This window comes from Leifsonia sp. T36S-04 (assembly GCF_042465655.1).
GTDB lineage: Bacteria > Actinomycetota > Actinomycetes > Actinomycetales > Microbacteriaceae > Leifsonia.
The window spans coordinates 1,187,789-1,206,962 of sequence record NZ_CP146286.1; the positions used below are offsets into that span (position 1 = coordinate 1,187,789).

Consider the following 19,174-nt stretch of genomic DNA (forward strand, 5'->3'; position numbering starts at 1 on the left):
GGTCAACTAGCGCCTCAGGAGGGACGACGGTTCGGCCGTCGTCCCTCCGGAAGCCGATTGACGTCGACATGCAGCTATCACTGAACGCCCCCGCCGCCTCCCCGATTGCTTTCGGGGTGGTAAAGCAGCTTCTCGTGAAGGTAGGTTGCGGGCCAGAAACCGACCATCCACGCTTGGCTCAAAGCCTTCGCCTCTACTTTCCGCTCGACAGTGCCCTGGCGGCCCGAGTTCGCGCGACCAGCGTGAGCTTGACCGATGCGGCAACCGCGAGCGAGCAGATCCGCTATTTCCAGCGACGTCGATTGCAGCGGAATCACATCACGGTCGCCCGGTACCTAATCGCGCAATACGGCGACATTCACGTCGAGATCGGACGATGCCAGCAGATCGATGAGTCCAGCAGAGAATTCCTTGACTTAGCATCCACGGTCGCCGGTTGGACGGTCAGCTATCTCACGGTGTCATTCGATAGTCCGTCCCTCCCTGCTTATGCGGGCGAGGCCTCTCTGTGCGATGCCCTTACGGGTGATCTCGATGTCGAAGCGATCGTCTGTGCGGCGTGGGACTACATCAACGTGGGAGATGCGTGGACAGGAACAGCACTCGCGAAAGTGCTCCTCCGACACGAACCGTCGGCTCGTGTGATGAATATGCTCGCGATCGGCAACGCCATGCTTAGCGAACCCGAACGAGCCGAGTTCTACTACGGACAATGGGCGTCTCGCGGCGGACCGATGGACAGGGTTCGCGCGCTCTACGGCAGATCGATGCTCTACGCACGCCACCACCGAGACGGCTTTCGCGACCTCGGGATGGCAGAGGCCTGTTTGCAGGAGGCGTTCGACATCATCCGCACGCTGAGTCCGGCGATGCGCGAAACCGACGAGGCGGTGTTCGAGGAGGTTTTCAACCGCAATGGATTCGCTCTTATCCTCTTCCGTCGCGGAGACGTGGACGGGGCGCTCGACCTACTCCGGTGGGGCATCGACCGCCTGACGAAGACAACAGAACGAGTTGCGATCCACCGCTCGGTGCTCATCTACAACCTGGCTCAGTGTTATAACCAGATTGGCGATCTCAGGGCGGCTGTGGACACATACAGGCGTCTATTGGAGGTCGACCCCTACATGGCCGAGTACCGGCTGGAGGCGGCCAAGAGCCTGAGTGCGACCGGTCAGCACGAGGATGCGCTCGAACAGTGCCAGATCGCTGTGGAACTGGATGACAATCTGGCGGTCTCGTGGCGAGGACTCGGGCTAGCGCTCACACGATGCGACCGTTTTGACGATGCCGCTGATGCCTACCTCAAGGCCGTGATGCTGGAGCCGGAGAACTCGATCGGCCGGGCGGACACTGCGTATGTTCTCCTTCGCCTCGATCGACCAGACGATGCGCTCCGCATCCTGGAGCCCGTGGATGTCGCGGCACTCGGCCTGTCCGATACCGATCGTCATTTCTCACTGTTGGCTGAAGCACACCTCCGAGCAGGACGGATGGCGTGCGCCGTTAAAGCGCTGAATGACGGCTTACGAGTTCATCCCGGGTCAGCGACGCTGGTAGATAACCTGCGCCGAGTAGCCGCGTCCTGATGTCATCAGTTTCGATCCGGACAAAGGTCGGCGTCTTTTCGCTTCTCTTCGCATCCGCCATGTGGATGTCGAAGGTGGCTCAGCCGCTTCACTACGAGCATGCCGGTGCATTGGCAGCGTTCGGTGTTGGTTATGCAGTCATGGCCTGTGTAGGCGGGCTGTCGTTCGCATGGGGAGCCGTGTCCGACCGTATCGGCGGGCTGAACGCCGTCAGACTTGGTGTGCTCCTGTACGCCGTCGGAATCGGCGGCCGAGTATTCACCGATATGGCGCCGACGATCGTGTCGTCTGCGCTTGCCGGAGTCGGGGCGTCTCTTGCGCTCGTCGGCCTTCGCCCCTGGATCAGGTCGACGGTACCGGACGCTGAAATCTCTCGCGTTGTCGCCGCTCGCGGCCTCGGTAGTCAAGTAGGTGTCTTCGTCGGCACCCTGGGTGCCGCCGGCTTGTTCTTGGCGGCCGACGCGACCGGTGGGACGACGCTGGCCCTCGGCCTCGCTTCGGTGCTGGCCCTGCTCGCGTTTGGTTGGGCGTGCAGAGTACGAACGGGCGCCCGGCTTCCAGTCGCCAGCCAAGAGGAAAGGACCGCGCGTGGCAGTGACGGACTGCGGTCTGTCGCTGCCAAGTTGGCTGCGGTCGGCCTGCTCTCGGGCTTCTACGTCAGTCTGATCACCCCCTATCTGCCGATCTACCTGACGGACGCCGGGCTCACTGACGCCGGCGCCGCCACCGTCGTCGCTGCCATGAGCCTTGCGCAGATCTGCGTGACAGGCCTCTTCGCACGAAGGGGCGTCGGCCGGAGACCGGGAAGGTTGTTCGTCATCGCCGAGGTTGCGACGGCAGCTGCGACATTCAGTGTCGCGGTTGCGCTCGGCCTCAGCCCCGTCCTGACCGTGATCCTGTTCTTGTTTCGAGCCGCGGCGGTAGCAGTTGCCGTCACCTCGGAGGAAACGATTCAGTATGTCCTTATTCCTGGGAACGCGGCCGGGTTCGTGTTCGGCATTTCGCAAACGGCATTCCTCGTCGGCGATGCGTTGGGAGGGGCCGTCGGCGGACCGCTGTGGGCTACATTCGGGCCGGTCCCCTTGGCGATGATCGCGGCGGCCGCCACCCTCCTCAACGCGGTCCTGCTACCGGTTCTCTTTCGCGGGTCCTGGTCGATCAGCCACGAAGAGCGTGCACATGCAACGGCTCAGCCTCATCCATGAGGACGCCCTGCGTCCGATCGCCCGGGTCGGGGAGGCGCTTTGGCTCTTCAGCCGACAGGATGGTCGCCTGCATGCGCTGCTGCCAGACGGCGTACGAATAACCAGCGCGTCCGGACCCCTTTTCATCGTGCCGGGCGACTCGGAAGCCCTGTGTTTTCATTTGAACGGCAACGATCGACTGGAGATCGAGCGACTGATGCTCACAGAAAGGGGGACAGTCGAGCGCAGCCGCAGTGTGGTGCACCGCGTGCCGGACAGCGAGGACAATCAGCTCTCAGGTCTTGTTGCATCTGAAAGCGGATCGCGCACCGTCCTCCTGACGACGTCCGACCCGAGCCGAACGGTCGGCGTCGAAGTAGGCTCCGGCGCCAGACGGACCATCCGCCACCCCGAGGGGATGGCAGTGGCGCGGATCCTCGACTCTGGCGCGCTTGTTTTGGCAGGCGGCGGCGGATACGTCGTGCAGCACCGGGACCGCGACGTTCACGGAACGGGCACGATCGTCGCGACCACCCAAGAAGCGGCATTGACCCGCGAGGACTCCAAAGACCACAGGTCGTTCTGGCTGATCGAGGACGGCCGCAGACGACCGCTGCATACTCCGGAGGGCTGGTCTCCTCTTCAGGCGGCTTTCGACGTGGACGGCGGAGTGCAGATGATCTGCCTTCACCCGGAACAAGGCTACGGACTGTGGCAAGTCAGCCAGCACTCCGTTCATGTCCTGCAGGGGACGGCCCAGCTGTTCCCACTGGAGAGGGCGTCTCCGGTACTCAGAGTCGTTTCGGCCGTTCACGGGTCAATATGGATGAACGGCCCGAGACGCTGGCCCGGTGCTGCCGCCCCCTGTCCGGACCTCTCGGTAGAGCGAGTCCAGATCGCCGGCATGCCATGCATCCTGCTAACTGGATCTGGCCCGAGCCCGCGGTCAGTTGTCGTGGCGTTCCACGGCGGCCCGGACAGTCACGAATGGGACGACCTTCGCTACGGCGGTTCGTATCGGGAACTCATAGCTAGCGGGCTTGACGTGCTGGTCGTGAACTATCCCGGCTCAGCGCATCTCGGTGTCGGCCTGCACAGTGCGGCATGGCAACAATGGCCTCGGGTAGCGACCGGCTCTGCGTCTGCCGTCGCGAAGTTCTGTCGCCTCCGCGGCTATCGGGATCTCATCGCCTTCGGCGTCAGTTTTGGAGCATGGTTCGCGGCGATGTCGGCCGATGAGTTGGGGGCTGTCGGCGTGGTCGCGTTGTCTCCGATTCTGGCGATGTCCCCGCACCTACGTCTGCACTCGGATCGAGATCCTGCTTTCGCCGAGTGGGCCCACAAGCGGTTCGGTCCTGAATACCACTCCGCTGCCGAAGGTGACGACGCAGTCGCGCAGTCGCGCACTCGCATTGTCGCCATCGTCCCCGTCGACGACGAGGTAGTGGATGCGTCGAATGCAGTGCCCGCTGAGTTCCGAAACGTGGAGGCGAGATCCGTGCCGGGACATCACTATCCGCGGACGCTGGCGGATGCCGACACGCGCTGGGCAGCTCTGGTCAGGTCGATCGAGGAGTTCGCAGCTCGAGCCTCTGATGCGTGCCTCCCTCAGGCGGCATCCGGCGAGAACCGGTACCCCATCCCGGGTTCGGTCAGCAGGTAGCGCGGTCGTGAGGGCTCGGGCTCGAGCTTCTTGCGCAGCTGCGCGAGGTACAGCCGCAGGTAGCCGGTGTCGCTCGTGTACTGCGGGCCCCACACCTGCGTCAGCAGCACCTGTCGCGTCACCAGCCGGTCCGGGTTCCGCAGGAGCACTTCGAGGATGGTCCACTCCGTCGGCGTCAGCCGCACCGTCTCCGTGCGGTCCCCGGTGGTGCGCGTGACCTGACGCGCGGCGAGGTCGACCGTCACGTCGCCGAAGGAGACGACCGGCTCATCCGGCACCGACTGCTGGCGGCGCGTGAGCGCGCGGATGCGGGCGAGCAGTTCGTCCGCCGCGAACGGCTTGGTCACGTAGTCGTCGGCGCCGGCGTCGAGCGCATCCACTTTGTCGCCGGATCCGGTGCGGCCGGAGACGACGAGGATGGGGACGCTCGTCCAGCCGCGCAGCGCTCCGATCACGTCGATGCCGTCGAGCTCCGGCATCCCGAGGTCGAGCATGACGAGGTCGGGGTGGTGCTCGACGGCCTGGCTGAGCGCCTCGGCGCCGGTGCGGGCCGTCAGAACTTCGTAGCCGCGAGCCGTGAGCAGGATGCGCAGAGCACGCAGGATCTGCTGGTCGTCGTCGGCGATCAGGATCCTCATGCGGCTGCCTCTCCGGAAGCGGGGAGCGAGATCACCATCGTGAGGCCGCCGCCCGGTGTGTCTTCGGCGTCGAGCGATCCGCCCATGCCCTCCACGAAGCCCTTCGAGAGGGCGAGCCCCAGCCCGATACCGCTGTCGTTGTCGGTGTCACCGAGGCGCTGGAACGGCGCGAACACCGACTCGCGGCGCTCGGCGGGGATTCCGGGGCCGTGGTCGATCACGCGAAGTTGGACGGTGCCGCCGAACTCGCTGGCGGCGAAGACCGGGCGCATTCCGGTGGGGCTGAAGCGCAGTGCGTTGCCCAGGAGGTTGACCACGACACGCTGCAGCAGCACGCCGTCGGCGAGAAGCGGCGAAAGGCCGGCCGGCACATCCAACTCGACATCGCCGGGACCGATGCCCAGCTCGTCGAAGGCGGGAGGGATGACGTCGTCGAGCTCGGTCGGCGCCAGCGATACCGCGAGGACGCCTGCCTGGATGCGGCTTGCGTCGAGCAGGTCGGTGACGAGCCCGGCCAGGCCGTGGAGGCTGTCCTCGGCGGTCTCCAGGAGCGCCTCGCGGTCGTCGTCGCTGAGCGGCAGGTCCGGCTGGCGCAGCGTGGTCACGGCGGCTGTGGCCGCAGCGAGAGGTCTGCGCAGGTCGTGTCCGACGGCGGCCAGCAGCGCGGTGCGCACGCGGTCGGCCTCGGCGAGCGCGCCCACCTCGGAGGCGGTCGCGGCGAGATCGCGGTGCTCCAGGGCGGCGTCGAGCTGGGCCACGATCGCCGCGAGGAGCCGACGGTCGCCCGCCTCCAGATCGCGCCCCGAGAGCTCGAGGACGGCCCGCGTCCCCACCGGCAGCCGCTGCACCTCCGAGCCGACCGAGCCGGAGGAGTCGGACCCCGGTGCCCCCGGCCCGTCCGCGGCCAGCACCTCGGACCCGTCGAGGGATGTGAGGCGCACGGTGGTCAGACCGAACGCCTCCCGCGTGCGGGTCACCAGCGCCTGCAGCGCATCCTCGCCCCGGATGACGCCGCCGGCGATGTTCGCCAGCAGCTCCGCCTCCGCCGCCGCGCGGCGTGCCTCGCGCGAGCGTCGCGCCGCGAGGTCGACGACGAGGCTGACCAGGGCGGCGATCACCACGTACAGGATGAGCGCGATCAGGTGGAGGGGTTCGCCGACTGTGATCGTATACAGCGGGTCGACGAAGAAGTAGTCGAGCGTGAGCCCCGAGAGCAGCGCAGCGAAGAGCGCAGGCCAGATGCCGCCGACCAGGGCGACGACGACAGTGAGCAGCTGATAGCTGAGCACGTCCGCCGTCATCGACTCCGGCGAGCGGACGTTCGTCAGGACGAGCGTCAGCAGCGGACCTGCGATGAGCGCGAGCGCGAAGCCGTACACGCGGCGACGGACGGTCAGCCCGCCGCGCGGCCGCGGAAGTGAAAACCGCCCTCCGGCGCGGGCATGGGACACGATGTGGACATCGATATCGCCCGATGCGCGGATGACGGTCGCGCCGATCCCGGGTCCGGTCAGCAGCGCGGCCAGGCGGCTGCGGCGGGACACGCCGATGACGAGCTGCGTCGCGTTCTCGCCGCGCGCGAACTCCACGAGTGCGGTCGGGATGTCGTCCCCGACGACCTGGTGGTAGCTGCCGCCGAGCTGCTCGACGAGGGCCCGCTGAGCGGCGAGGGCGCCGGGCGCGGTCTCGCGCAGCCCGTCCGGGCTGGTGACGTGCACGGCGATCAGGTCGCCGCCCGCGCTCCGCGCCGCGATCCGCGCGCCCCGCCGCACCAGCGTCTCGCCCTCCGGACCGCCGGTGAGCGCGACCACCACACGCTCGCGCGCCTCCCAGGTGCCGGCGATGCCGTGCTCGGCACGGTACCGCTGCAGCGCGCTGTCCACCTCGTCGGCCAGCCAGAGCAGCGCCAGCTCGCGCAGCGCCGTCAGGTTGCCCAGCCGGAAGTAGTTCGACAGGGCGGCGTCGATGCGGGCGGTCGGATACACGACCCCTTCCGCGAGCCGGTCGCGCAGCGCTTGCGGGGCCAGGTCGACGACTTCGATCTGGTCCGCACGGCGCAGGACAGCATCCGGGATCGTCTCCCGCTGCTGCACACCGGTGATCTGCTGCACCACGTCGCCGAGCGACTCGATGTGCTGGATGTTGACCGTCGACATGACGTCGATGCCCGCGTCGAGCATGGCCTCGACATCCTGCCACCGCTTCTCGTTGCGCGATCCCGGCGCGTTGGTGTGCGCGAGCTCGTCGACGAGGGCGATCTGCGGGGCGCGCAGCAGGACCGCGTCGAGGTCGAGTTCGTCGAGGGTCACGCCGCGGTGCTCGGTCGTGGCGCGGGAGACGACCTCGAGACCGTCGAGCATCGCTGCAGTGGCGGCGCGGCCGTGCGTCTCCGCGACGGCCACGACCACATCCTTGCCCAGCGCGCTGAGCCGCCTGCCCTCCTCGAGCATCGCGTACGTCTTGCCCACGCCGGGGGCGGCACCGAGCATCACCCGCAGGTGACCACGAGGCATGCGTCCCGCCCTCTGCTATCGGTCCAGCGCGGCCAGGGCCCGGTTCAGCTGGAGCACGTTCACGGTCGGTTCCCCGAGGTACCCGAGGTCCCGTCCCTGAATCCTAGTTGCCACCAGCTTCCGGACCGTGTCCTCGGGGAGCCCGCGCGCCTCCGCCACCCGCTTCACCTGCAGGAGCGCGTAGGCGGGCGAGATGTGCGGGTCGAGCCCCGAGCCGGACGCGGTGACCGCGTCGCCGGGGACCGTCGAGGCCGGCACGCCGTCCGACGCGACGATCGCAGCGGTCCGCTCCTTCACGGCCTTCACCTGGGCGGGGTTGGACGCCGCCAGGTTGCTCCCCGAGGAGGCCGATGCGTCGTACCCTGCGGGGTCGTTCGCGGTCGCGGCGGACGGCCGCGACTGGAACCACTGCGGCAGGGCGCGGCCCTTGGCGTCGGTGAACGACTGACCGATGAGCGACGAGCCGACGACCTTCCCGCTCTCGGTGACGAGGGAGCCGTTCGCCTGAGCAGGCAGGGCGAGCTGCCCGATGCCGGTGACGACGGCGGTGTAGCCAATCCCCAGCGCCACGGTCAGCACGACCATGGCGCGCAGGGCGACCCAGTAGTGGCGCCAGGCGCCGCGGAGCCGATTCATGTGCGATGTACCTTTCGGGATCCGGGCGTCAGAAGCCCGGGATGAGGGAGACGACGAGGTCGATCAGCTTGATGCCGATGAAGGGGGCGAGGATCCCGCCGACGCCGTAGATGAGGAGGTTTCGGCTGAGCAGCTGCGACGCAGCGGCCGGCCGGTAGCGGACACCGCGCAGTGCGAGGGGGATGAGCAGCACGATGATGATCGCGTTGAAGATCACCGCAGAGAGGATGGCCGAAGCGGGCGAGTGCAGGCCCATCACGTTGAGCGCCCCCAGCCCGGGGAACACGGCCACGAACATCGCTGGGATGATCGCGAAGTACTTCGCGACGTCGTTCGCGATCGAGAACGTGGTGAGCGCGCCGCGAGTGATCAGGAGCTGCTTGCCGATGCGGACGATGTCGATCAGCTTGGTCGGGTCCGAGTCGAGGTCGACCATGTTCCCGGCCTCTTTCGCCGCCGATGTACCGGTGTTCATGGCGACGCCCACATCCGCCTGGGCGAGGGCCGGTGCGTCGTTGGTGCCGTCTCCGGTCATCGCGACGAGGTGTCCGCCCTCCTGCTCCTTCCGGATCAGTTCCAGCTTGTCCTCGGGCTTGGCCTCGGCGAGGAAGTCGTCGACACCGGCTTCCGCGGCGATGGCACGAGCGGTGAGGGGATTGTCGCCGGTCACCATCACCGTCCGGATGCCCATCCGGCGGAGGTCGGCGAAGCGCTCCGCCAATCCCTCCTTCACCACGTCCTTCAGGTGGATGACGCCGAGCAGCGACGCGTCGCCCGACGCGGTCTGCGTCGCCACGGCGAGCGGGGTCCCGCCGGCCTGCGAGATCCGCTCGACCTCCGCATCCAGCTGGCCCAGGACGGCGGCGGACGGTTCCCCGGCCTCGCGGACCCAGGAGACGACCGAACTCGCGGCGCCCTTGCGGATCCGGGTACCGTCCGGGAGGTCGAGCCCGCTCATGCGGGTCTGCGCGGTGAACGGGACGATCTCGCCGCCGAGACGTTCCGGCTGCACAAAGCCCAGGCCCGCCGCCAGCTCCACCACCGAGGTGCCCTCGGGGGTGGGGTCGCTCAGGGAGGAGATCGCGGCAGCCCGCACAAGATCGTCGGGCGACGTCCCGCCGACGGGGACGAACTCGCTCGCGCGCCGGTTGCCGTACGTGATGGTGCCGGTCTTGTCGAGCAGCAGCGTGGTCACGTCGCCGGCCGCCTCGACGGCGCGTCCCGACATGGCCAGCACGTTGTGCTGCACCAGGCGGTCCATGCCGGCGATGCCGATCGCCGAGATGAGGGCGCCGATGGTGGTGGGGATGAGGCACACCAGCAGGGCGATCAGCACCGGCACGGTCGGCGCGGCGTCCGAGTAGCCGGCGACCGGCTGCAGGACGAGCACGACGATCACGAACACGATGGAGAGGCTCGCCAGCAGGATGTTGAGCGCGATCTCGTTCGGCGTCTTCTGACGCGAGGCACCCTCCACCAGCGCGATCATGCGATCGACGAAGGTCTCTCCGGGCTTGCTGGTGATGCGGACGACGATGCGGTCGGAGAGCACGCGTGTGCCGCCGGTGACCGCACTCCGGTCGCCGCCCGACTCGCGGACGACCGGCGCGGACTCGCCCGTGATGGCCGACTCGTCCACGGTCGCGATGCCGTGGATGACATCGCCGTCTCCCGGGATGAGCTCGCCGGCCGTCACGACCACCACGTCGCCGAGGCGCAGATCGCTCGAGGCGACCTGTTCGAGCGTCGCGCTCAGCGCATCCGGATCGGAGTCGCTGTACGCGGCGACCCGATTGGCGAGGGTCGACGAGCGGGTCTGCCGCAGAGTGGCGGCCTGGGCCTTGCCGCGGCCCTCGGCGACCGCCTCCGCCAGGTTGGCGAAGACGACGGTCAGCCAGAGCCACACGGCGATCGACCAGGTGAAGGCCAGGCCCGCCGGTCCGGCTCCGGTGGGAGCGACGAACGGCTGGGCGATCGCGACGACGGTGGTCAGCGCCGCCCCGACCTCGACGATGAACATGACGGGATTGCGCCACATGGAGCGCGGGTCGAGCTTGCGCAGCGCCCCGGGCAGGGCGGCGAGCAGCTGGCCCGCCGTGAAGGATTTCGGCCCCGTCGGCTGCTTGCGGGCGGCCGGTGGAGTCGAGGGAGAGGTGGTGGGGAGGGTGGTGGTCATGGTCAATTCAGTCCTTCCGCCAGGGGGCCCAGCGCGAGAACGGGGAAGTAGGTGAGTGCGGAGACGAGCACGATCGTGCCCGTGAGGAGGCCGACGAACTGCGGGCGGTGCGTCGGGAGCGTCCCGGCGTTCGCGGGGATGCGTCCCTGGGCGGCGAGCGAGCCGGCCAGCGCCAGCACGAACACGATCGGCAGGAAGCGGCCGAAGAACATCGCCGCACCGAGCGCCGTGTTGAGCCAGGGCGTCGCGGCGGTGAGTCCGGCGAACGCCGAGCCGTTGTTGTTGCCGGCCGACGTGAAGGCGTACAGCACTTCGGTGAAGCCGTGCAGGCCGGGGTTCAGGATGGAGGTCTTCTCCACATCCGCCCGGATCGCCGGGATGGCGAAGCTGAGCCCGGTGCCGAGCAGCACGATCGTCGGCGTGGTCAGGATGTAGAGGCTGGCCAGCTTGATCTCGCGCGGCCCCAGCTTCTTGCCGAGGTACTCCGGCGTGCGTCCGACCATCAGGCCCGCGACGAACACGGCGATGATGGCGATGACGAGGATCCCGTAGAGTCCGGATCCGACGCCTCCCGGTACGATCTCGCCGAGCATCATGTTGATCAGCGCCATCATCCCGCCGAGCGGGCTGTAGCTGTCGAGCATCGAGTTCACGGCGCCGGTCGAGGTCGCGGTGCTGGTCGTGTCGAACAGCGTGGAGCCGAGGACGCCGAACACGGTCTCCTTGCCCTCCATCGATCCGCTGGTCGCCTCGAACACGGTCATCGCGGCGAGGGAGACGGTGAACAGCAGACCCATGGTCGCGAGGATCGCGTAGCCCTGGCGCTTGTCGCCGACCATCGTCCCGAAGGTGCGCGGCAGAGCGAACGGGATCAGCAGCATGAGGACGATCTCGACGAGGTTCGTCCACGCCGTCGGGTTCTCGAACGGATGCGCCGAGTTCACGTTGAAGAAGCCGCCGCCGTTGGTGCCGAGCAGCTTGATCGCCTCCTGCGAGGCCACCGGACCGCCCGGAAGGGACTGCGTCGCGCCCGCCAGCGTCGAGACGTGCTCGAAGCCGTTCAGGTTCTGGATGACGCCGCCCGCGATCAGCACGACCGCGGCGACCAGGGACAACGGCAGCAGGATGCGCACGGTCGCGCGCAGCAGGTCCACCCAGAAGTTGCCGATCGTGCCGGTCGACCGCGAGGCGAACCCGCGCACGAGCGTGACGGCCACGGTGATGCCCACCGCCGCGGAGACGAAGTTCTGCACGACCAGAGCCACCGCCTGCACCGTGTAGCCCAGGGTGACGTCGGGGGAGTACGACTGCCAGTTCGTGTTGGTGACGAACGAGATGGCGGTGTTGAACGCGGTCCCCTCGGGCACCGCAGGCATGCCCAGCGAGTACGGCAGGAACTGCTGCAGCCGCTGCATCCCGTAGACGATGAGGATGCCGACGACAGAGAACGCCAGCACGCCGCGGAGGTACGCCGGCCAAGACTGCTCGGAGCGGGGATCCACACCGATCAGGCGGTACACACCGCGCTCGACCCGCAGGTCCTTGTCCGTGGTGAACACGCGGGCCATGTAGTCGCCGAGCGGCCGGTAGGCGACGGCGAGTACGAGTGCGAGCGTCGCCAGCTGGGCGACGAACAGGAACACGCCCGGCGCCATCAGAAGCGCTCCGGTCTGACGAGGGCGACCACCAGGTAGCCGACAGCGGCCACTCCCAGCAGCGCCGCGATCAGGGTGATGACGATCACAGTTTCTCAACCCCCCGGCCGGCCAGGCCCACGAGAATCGCGAGCGCGGCCACGGCGAGGAGGTAGACGACGTCGAGCACGACTTCTCTCCATCCATCAGGATTGTTGCGACCGGGTGGTCGCGACAGGAGAGAGTCCACACCTGCACGAGGTGCGGGAGTGCCGTCCTAACGCATTCCTAACGCCCCGCGGAGGAATCTCTGCGGGATGCTGGCGGACGGCCGCCGGAACGCCGGATCCGGCGCCCGGATCAGGCGCCCGGCGCGACTCCGGCGGGCGTCGGGGCGTCGTCCGGAGTGCCGACCTCGCCGCTGCGCCCGCGGTGGCCGGCGTCGCGGCGCTCGCCGCGGACGGCCAGGGCGGCGGCCCCCAGGATGCCCGCGTTGTTGCGGTGCACGGCCGGGACGATCGGCGTCTTGAGCTTCAGCAGGGGCAGGAACTCCTGGTAGTTCTTGGACACCCCGCCGCCGACGATGAAGAGGTCGGGCGTGAAGAGGAACTCGACGGTCGAGTAGTACTTCTGCAGGCGCTTCGCCCACTTCTCCCAGCTGAGGTCCTCGCGCTCCTTGGCGGAGTAGGCCGCGCGCGACTCCGCGTCGTGGCCGTCGACCTCGAGGTGGCCGAGTTCGGCGTTCGGGATGAGGATGCCGTCGTAGATGAGCGCTGACCCGATCCCGGTGCCCAGCGTCGTCATGATGACCAGGCCGTCCTTGCCCTTGGCCGCACCGAAGCGGGTCTCGGCGTAACCGGCCGCGTCCGCATCGTTGACGAAGTGGATGTCGCGCCCGAGCGCCTTCTCGAACAGGTTCTCGGCGTGGAGCCCGATCCAGTCCTTGGCGACATTCGCGGCCGAAAGGGTGACGCCGTGGCTCACGATCGCCGGGAAGCAGACACCGACCGGGGCATCGGGCTCCGCCTGGGCAAGCTGGTCGACGATCTCCTTCGTCGTCTCGACGATGTCGTCCGGCTTGCCTCCGTCGGGAGTGGGGAGCTTGACCCGGTCGCTGACCAGTTCGCCGGTCGTCAGATCGACCAATCCTCCCTTGATGCCCGTCCCGCCGATGTCGATCCCGATCGCGTGCGTCTGCGAAGTCATGGCTCGAATCTACCGCGCATTCGAGGGGGTCAGGGGAGCGTGAGGATATCCGCCCCGCGCTCGGTCACCACGAGCGTGTGCTCGAACTGCGCCGTGATGCTGCGGTCGCGAGTGACGACCGTCCAGTCGTCGGGCCACATCTCCCACTCGTGCGTGCCCAGCGTCAGCATCGGCTCGATCGTGAACACCATCCCGGGCTCCATCACGTCGTCGAACGCGGGCGCCGCGTCGTAGTGGGGGATGATCAGACCCGAATGGAAGGCCGCTCCGACGCCATGGCCGGTGAAGTCGCGGACCACGCCGTAACCGAACCGCTTCGCGTACGACTCGATCGCGCGCCCGATGACGTTGACCTGCCGGCCGGGAGCAACCGCTTTGATGCCGCGGTTCAGCGCCTCGCGCGTGCGGTCGACGAGCGCCGTCACCTCCTCGGAGGCGGTTCCGGCGATGAAGGTCTGGTTGCTGTCGCCGTGGAAGCCGTTCTTGTAGGCCGTGATGTCGATGTTGACGATGTCGCCGTCCTCGATCACGGTGTCGTCCGGGATGCCGTGGCAGACGACCTCGTTGACCGAGCTGCAGATGGACTTGGTGAAGCCGCGGTAGCCGAGCGTCGACGGGTAGGCGTCGTTCGCGAGCAGGAACTCGTGGCCGATCGCATCCAGCTCTTCGGTCGTCACTCCCGGGCGCACGGCCTCGCCGACCAGAGCGATCGCCTGCGCGGCGATGCGCCCGGATTCGCGGATCAGCTCCACCTCTGCTGGCGTGTAGACGTCGCCGCGGGTGTACGGCGCGGGACCCGGACGGCCGACGTACTCCGGCCGCGCGATGCGGCTGGGCACCGGGCGCATCGCAGTGACGCGGCCCGGGATGAGGTGACCGGCGGAATCCTTGGGCATACCATCAACTCTATGACGAGCGACGAGTACGGCATCAAGCAGGACGCCGAGCACAAGTACTGGTACAACATGAAGACCGGTGAGGTCGAGCAGGGGTTCCTGTCTCCCGCTCCCAACCGCGTCGGCCCGTTCGACACCCGCGAGGAGGCCGAGCACGCGCTCGAGAAGCTTCGCGAGAACTCCGCCAAGTGGGCCGAAGAGGACGCTGCGGACAACCGCTGACCTATCTGCCCGCTGACCTATCTGGTTGACACGACACGCCGTCGCGCCGGTCCGGCCGACGGCGTGTTGCGTCAACCAGGTGTCAGAAGCTGTGGTCTGCGGTGGGGAATGAGCCGCCCTGGACGTCGGCCTTGTAGGCCCGGGCGGCGTCGGAGAGCACGGTCTTCAGGTCGGCGTACTGCTTGACGAACCGCGGGACGCGGCCCGTCGTGAAGCCGGCCCAGTCCGTCCAGACCAGCAGCTGCCCATCCACGTGCGGACCCGCCCCCACGCCGACCGTGGGGATGCGCAGTTCAGCCGTGACGCGCTTGGCCACTTCGGCCGGCACCATCTCCAGCACAACGGCGAAGGCGCCCGCCTCCTCGACCGCGTGCGCGTCGGCGAGCAGCTCCTCCGCAGAGTCACCCCGCCCCTGCACGAGGTGACCGCCGAGGCCGTGCTCGCTCTGCGGCGTGAAGCCGATGTGCGCCATGACCGGGATGCCCGCATCCACGATGCGCCGGATCTGCTCGGCGCTCCGGCGGCCGCCCTCCAGCTTCACCGCGTGCGCGCCCGTCTCTTTCATGAACCGGACGGCGGTGTGCAGGGCCTCGAGCGGTCCGGTCTCGTAGGAGCCGAAGGGCATGTCCGCCACCACGAACGCGCGCTTGACGGCCCCGGCCACCGCGCGCGTCAGCGGGATGAGGTCGTCCACCGTGACGGGGAGGGTCGTGTCGTAACCCAGGACGTTGTTGCCTGCCGAGTCGCCCACGAGCAGGAAGTCGATGCCCGCCTCGTCGAAGATCTGGGCGGTCAGCATGTCGTAGCTGGTCAGTCCCGTGAACGGCGCGCCCTCTTCCTTCGCCGCCTGGAAGTGGCGCGTGCGCACGCGCTTCAGCGCCTGCATCGAGGAGGTGGCGGGATGGACGGAGGGCACCGGTGACTGCTCGCTCATGCCGTCAGTCTAGTGACGGGGTTGAGGCGCTCAGTTGTCCCGGCCCCCCTTTAGGTCATCGGGTTTCGCCCTCGTTACCAGACCGGCCACGAGATTTCTAGAGTGGATACATCCTGGATCATCGATAAAGATAGAAATATCGATGGATACACCAGCGGCATCCAATGCATCGAGGTGCTCTGTTGGCCTGTGAGGAGAACAGATGCAACTTTTAAGTCTCACTCGCATCCGAGGCCGATCAACCCAGAGGTCCGCGGTCGTGGCCGGAGCGCTCATCGCACTCGTTGCGCCCTTCTCGATCGCAGCTTCGGTTCTCCCTCCCGATCTCGAAGACGCGCAAACGGTACTTGCCACGACAGCGCCTGAAATTGCGGGTCCCGCCCCGGCGAGCGCCGATGTTGCGGTTACGCGAGGCTCAGGACCCGACTCGAGCCCAACGGTGACGGTGGATTCACCCATCGATGGCACCGCGACGAACATCCGGGTAATGGGGGCAAACGGTCCCGCGCACGACGCGGACGGCGTCAGCGTGTTCGATACGGATTCACCCTATGCGAAGGCGTATGTGCAACCGACATCCACCGGTGTGCGGCTCTTGACCGCCGTCAACTCCCGGCAAGCACCGGACCAGTTCTCCTACTCGTTTGATGCTCAGCCGGGCACGGCCGCAATCGATATTGGCGGGGGTGTCTTATCGCTAGAGCAGCCGGACGGCGCGTCGGCTGGATTGATCATGCCGGCATGGGCACGCGATGCCGCCGGAAAAGAGGTCAGCACACGGTACACGTGGCGTGACAACGTCTTGACGCAGACGATTGATCTCGACGCCGCGAACATCGTGTTTCCGGTTGTTGCGGACCCCAACTGGACGTACAGCTTCCGGACGACCACTGGGAATACCACGCCGACGCGGGGGTGGACCCTCCTTCATGACTGCTTCAACTGCTACTTCCCTGTGACCGGCGCTCCGAGATCGTTCCCGACGCTGGGCAGCCTCTTGCCCTTGCGAGTCGGTTGGAGTGGGGTCGCGGACGCCGATTTCATCTGCCTGATGGATCAAATCGAGCCGGCGGATCGCATGTGGAAGTTCGCAGCGTGGGGGAACCATGTCGATGGATTCGGTTCCTGGATCGCGTTTGGTCTGCATAAGAACGCTCTCAATCAGAACGTCTTGGAGGTCGGTGCATTCATCGTGAACGACTTTCCCTCCGGCATCCCGAACCCGATCTATACCGAAGGTGCGAAGATGACGTGGCAAGCGTTCGCGAACAACCTAGCCAATGGGTGAAGATGAGCTGGCTTCAGTGATGAACGGCAGCGGCCGCGACCTGTGGAGCCGTGGGGTGCTTTGGCGCCTTATCGTGGCTGCAGTCCTCTGCACCGCGGCCACGGCCGGGGTCCTCGCATGGCTCACCTTCCTCATCGGTCAGGCGCTGAGCCCGACGAGCAGTGCCACCAACATCGGCCTATACGAAGGCCACGCCCTTCTGGCGGCCGTGATTGCGACCGCCCTCGGGGTGGTCGGCGGGCTCTTCGCGGCCGCGGGCGGCCTGGTTGGCCTCCTGATCGCGCGCACGACCAACATCTCGGCCCTCCGGGGCTGTGCGCTCGTGGGGCTGTGCAGCGCCTTCGGCGCCCTCGGGAGTTACGCATTCGTGCGTCCGAACGCAGCCGGTTGGGCAATAGCAGCCGTCGGCGCGCTCGTTGTCGGTCTCAGCGTGTTCGGCTTTGCCTCTCGCTTCGTGCGGGGAGACGCTGCGCGGACTCGCTAACCCGTGTGGCGACGCAGGAACGGGCCGGAGGCCGGCCCTCAGGACGGGATGGCTTCGTGCAGTCCGCACTTCTCCGCTGCTCGGGCCAGCCGTTTGTCGAACGTGACCAGCGGGATGTCTTCCGAGACGGCGACAGCCAGTGCGCAGGCGTCGGGCATTCGGAGGCGGTGCTTCTCGCGCAGGCGCGCGAGAATAAGTGGTCCATTGGGGCCCAGGTCCGCCGGCGTGACGCCGACGCGCCGGAGGTCCTCGTACGCCTCAAGACTTCGGCCCGCCCGTTCCGGAGTGACGAGAGCCTCCGCGATGTTCACCGGATGGACCCGGAACCGGACGCCTGCAGCGAATACGCGGCGCGCGGACTCGTGGTGCGCGTCCGACGGGTCGAGCAGTCCGATGAGCACTCTCGCGTCGAGAGCGACCGTCATTCCGGCCAGCCCTCTCGGATGGATTCGAGGCTCTCGAACTCCAGGTCGGCGTAGCGTGCGCTCACTCGCTCGATTTCGGCCCGTCGATCGGCGATCCGCTGTTCGCGTCGCTCCCTAAGGCCTCGCTCACCCGCCTCAATCAGATGGAGGAGCAGCTTGCCATCAGTCGCGCCGGGCCACTCCTCGCGCGCAGCGTCGAGAGCTCGGGTGACCGCGGGGGTGTGCGTCACCTGAGTGCGGAGCAAATGCGTCGGCATGAACGAAGTGTACCACCTACATCCTCGGTGTTGCACCGACGGCCACGGGGCCGTAACCACTAGTCTGGGAACGGCCGAGGAAAGGGGCAGGATGGACAAGCAGCGCGACTTCGTTCTTCGCACGATCGAGGAACGTGGCGTCAAATTCGTGAGGCTGTGGTTCACCGACGTCGTCGGCACCCTCAAGTCCGTCGCCATCGCCCCGGCCGAGGTCGAGGGAGCCTTCAGCGAAGGGCTCGGCTTCGATGGGTCCGCGATCGAAGGCCTCACGCGCGCATACGAGTCCGACCTGCTGGCGCTGCCCGATCCGACGACGTTCCAGATCCTTCCGTGGCGGGGTGAGATCGACCCCACGGCCCGCATGTTCTGCGACATCACCACGCCCGACGGCCAGCCGGCGGTGTCCGATCCCCGGAACGTTCTGAAGCGGACGCTCGAGAAGGCCGCCGACCGCGGCTTCACCTTCTACACGCATCCCGAGATCGAGTTCTACCTGCTCAAGTCGTCGTCGTTCGGCGAGGAGGGCCCGGATCCGGTCGACTCCGCCGGGTACTTCGACAACGTGCCGGGCGGCACCGCACACGACTTCCGCCGCCGTTCCGTGCGGATGCTCGAAGACCTGGGCATCTCGGTCGAGTTCAGCCACCATGAGGCCGGCCCCGGCCAGAACGAGATCGACCTCCGCTATGCGGACGCCCTCACCACGGCCGACAACATCATGACGTTCCGCACGGTCATCAAAGAGGTGGCCATCGAGCAGGGCGTCTACGCGACGTTCATGCCGAAGCCGCTGTCGGGGCACCCGGGGTCCGGGATGCACACCCACATGTCGCTCTTCGAGGGCGACACGAACGCGTTCTTCGAGGCGGGCGCACAGTATCAGCTGTCGAAGGTCGGCCGTCAGTTCATCGCCGGCCTGCTGCGCCACGCGCCCGAGATCACGGCGGTCACCAACCAGTTCGTGAACTCCTACAAGCGGCTCTGGGGTGGCGACGAGGCGCCCAGCTTCGTGAGCTGGGGACACAACAACCGCTCCGCGCTCGTCCGGGTGCCGCTGTACAAGCCGAACAAGGGTCAGAGCTCGCGGGTCGAGTACCGCGCGATGGACTCGGCGGCGAACCCGTATCTCGCCTTCTCCCTCCTGCTCGCGGCCGGCCTGAAAGGCATCGAGGGTCAGTACGAGCTGCCGCCCGAGGCCGAGGACAATGTCTGGGCGCTCTCCGACGGCGAGCGTCGTGCTCTCGGCTACAGCCAGCTCCCCGCGAGCCTCGATCACGCCATCTCGTTGATGGAGGATTCGGAGCTCGTGGCCGAGACGCTCGGCGAGCAGGCCTTCAACTACGTGCTCCTCAACAAGCGCCGGGAGTGGTCGGAGTACCGGGCTCAGGTCACGCCGTACGAGCTGCGGTCGAACCTCGAGATCCTCTGA

18 protein-coding genes are annotated in these 19,174 nt (G+C 67.4%); 7 read left to right on the forward strand and 11 right to left on the reverse strand.

Going from position 1 to position 19,174, the window contains the following annotated elements:
* The first annotated feature begins 68 nt into the window (after positions 1-68).
* Genes P3F85_RS05825 through P3F85_RS05835 form a run of 3 tightly spaced genes read left to right on the forward strand, consistent with a single transcriptional unit; the run spans position 69 to position 4,436 of the window.
* A complete protein-coding gene (locus P3F85_RS05825; RefSeq protein WP_374010304.1) occupies positions 69-1,589 on the forward strand; it encodes a tetratricopeptide repeat protein in 1,521 nt (506 codons plus the stop codon).
* Positions 1,589-2,794, forward strand: coding sequence for an MFS transporter (locus tag P3F85_RS05830; RefSeq protein WP_374010305.1), 1,206 nt, complete (start codon positions 1,589-1,591; stop codon positions 2,792-2,794). The genes P3F85_RS05825 and P3F85_RS05830 overlap by 1 nt, the downstream gene beginning before the upstream one ends.
* Complete coding sequence (locus tag P3F85_RS05835) at positions 2,769-4,436, forward strand: hypothetical protein (RefSeq protein WP_374010306.1); 1,668 nt, start codon at positions 2,769-2,771, stop codon at positions 4,434-4,436. Before P3F85_RS05830 ends, P3F85_RS05835 begins: the two co-directional genes overlap by 26 nt.
* Here the strand turns inward: P3F85_RS05835 and P3F85_RS05840 are convergent.
* From P3F85_RS05840 to map, 8 genes are all read right to left on the reverse strand, one after another.
* On the reverse strand, positions 4,382-5,074 hold the full coding sequence (locus P3F85_RS05840) for a response regulator (RefSeq protein ID WP_374010307.1): 693 nt from the start codon (positions 5,072-5,074) through the stop codon (positions 4,382-4,384). The genes P3F85_RS05835 and P3F85_RS05840 overlap by 55 nt on opposite strands.
* Positions 5,071-7,587 carry an ATP-binding protein gene (locus P3F85_RS05845; RefSeq protein ID WP_374010308.1) on the reverse strand — a complete coding sequence of 839 codons (2,517 nt, stop codon included), beginning with the start codon at positions 7,585-7,587 and terminating at the stop codon, positions 5,071-5,073. The genes P3F85_RS05840 and P3F85_RS05845 overlap by 4 nt, the downstream gene beginning before the upstream one ends.
* A gap of 15 nt (positions 7,588-7,602) precedes the next feature.
* Positions 7,603-8,223 carry a potassium-transporting ATPase subunit KdpC gene (gene kdpC / locus P3F85_RS05850; protein ID WP_374010309.1) on the reverse strand — a complete coding sequence of 207 codons (621 nt, stop codon included), beginning with the start codon at positions 8,221-8,223 and terminating at the stop codon, positions 7,603-7,605.
* Between the two features lie 28 nt (positions 8,224-8,251).
* A complete protein-coding gene (kdpB, locus tag P3F85_RS05855) occupies positions 8,252-10,399 on the reverse strand; it encodes a potassium-transporting ATPase subunit KdpB (RefSeq protein ID WP_374010310.1) in 2,148 nt (715 codons plus the stop codon).
* Positions 10,400-10,401: 2 nt separating this feature from the next.
* Positions 10,402-12,054, reverse strand: coding sequence for a potassium-transporting ATPase subunit KdpA (gene kdpA, locus P3F85_RS05860; protein ID WP_374010311.1), 1,653 nt, complete (start codon positions 12,052-12,054; stop codon positions 10,402-10,404).
* Positions 12,054-12,143: a K(+)-transporting ATPase subunit F gene (gene kdpF, locus P3F85_RS05865; protein ID WP_374010312.1), complete on the reverse strand. Its 90-nt coding sequence runs from the start codon at positions 12,141-12,143 to the stop codon at positions 12,054-12,056. The genes kdpA and kdpF overlap by 1 nt, the downstream gene beginning before the upstream one ends.
* A 250-nt stretch (positions 12,144-12,393) precedes the next feature.
* Complete coding sequence (gene ppgK / locus P3F85_RS05870; protein WP_374010313.1) at positions 12,394-13,239, reverse strand: polyphosphate--glucose phosphotransferase; 846 nt, start codon at positions 13,237-13,239, stop codon at positions 12,394-12,396.
* 29 nt (positions 13,240-13,268) lie between these two features.
* Positions 13,269-14,135, reverse strand: a complete 867-nt coding sequence (gene map, locus P3F85_RS05875) for a type I methionyl aminopeptidase (protein WP_374010314.1) — start codon at positions 14,133-14,135, stop codon at positions 13,269-13,271.
* 12 nt (positions 14,136-14,147) lie between these two features.
* On the opposite strand from map, the gene P3F85_RS05880 reads away from it, so the two are divergent.
* Positions 14,148-14,357, forward strand: a complete 210-nt coding sequence (locus tag P3F85_RS05880; RefSeq protein WP_285116406.1) for an SPOR domain-containing protein — start codon at positions 14,148-14,150, stop codon at positions 14,355-14,357.
* A gap of 82 nt (positions 14,358-14,439) precedes the next feature.
* Here P3F85_RS05880 and panB read toward each other — a convergent pair whose 3' ends face one another.
* Complete coding sequence (panB, locus tag P3F85_RS05885; RefSeq protein ID WP_374010315.1) at positions 14,440-15,291, reverse strand: 3-methyl-2-oxobutanoate hydroxymethyltransferase; 852 nt, start codon at positions 15,289-15,291, stop codon at positions 14,440-14,442.
* A gap of 445 nt (positions 15,292-15,736) precedes the next feature.
* On the opposite strand from panB, the gene P3F85_RS05890 reads away from it, so the two are divergent.
* Positions 15,737-16,579: a hypothetical protein gene (locus P3F85_RS05890; RefSeq protein WP_374010316.1), complete on the forward strand. Its 843-nt coding sequence runs from the start codon at positions 15,737-15,739 to the stop codon at positions 16,577-16,579.
* A 73-nt stretch (positions 16,580-16,652) separates the two neighbouring features.
* Entirely contained in the window at positions 16,653-17,063 is a 411-nt protein-coding gene (locus tag P3F85_RS05895) for a hypothetical protein (protein WP_374010317.1), read from the forward strand.
* A gap of 38 nt (positions 17,064-17,101) precedes the next feature.
* Here P3F85_RS05895 and P3F85_RS05900 read toward each other — a convergent pair whose 3' ends face one another.
* Positions 17,102-17,488 (reverse strand): type II toxin-antitoxin system VapC family toxin, encoded by a 387-nt coding sequence (locus P3F85_RS05900; protein WP_374010318.1) that lies wholly within the window; start codon positions 17,486-17,488, stop codon positions 17,102-17,104.
* The gene (locus P3F85_RS05905; RefSeq protein WP_374010319.1) at positions 17,485-17,745 is read right to left on the reverse strand and encodes a hypothetical protein; all 261 of its coding nucleotides are present in this window, start codon (positions 17,743-17,745) and stop codon (positions 17,485-17,487) included. Before P3F85_RS05905 ends, P3F85_RS05900 begins: the two co-directional genes overlap by 4 nt.
* A gap of 91 nt (positions 17,746-17,836) precedes the next feature.
* On the opposite strand from P3F85_RS05905, the gene glnA reads away from it, so the two are divergent.
* Positions 17,837-19,174 carry a type I glutamate--ammonia ligase gene (gene glnA, locus P3F85_RS05910; protein ID WP_374010320.1) on the forward strand — a complete coding sequence of 446 codons (1,338 nt, stop codon included), beginning with the start codon at positions 17,837-17,839 and terminating at the stop codon, positions 19,172-19,174.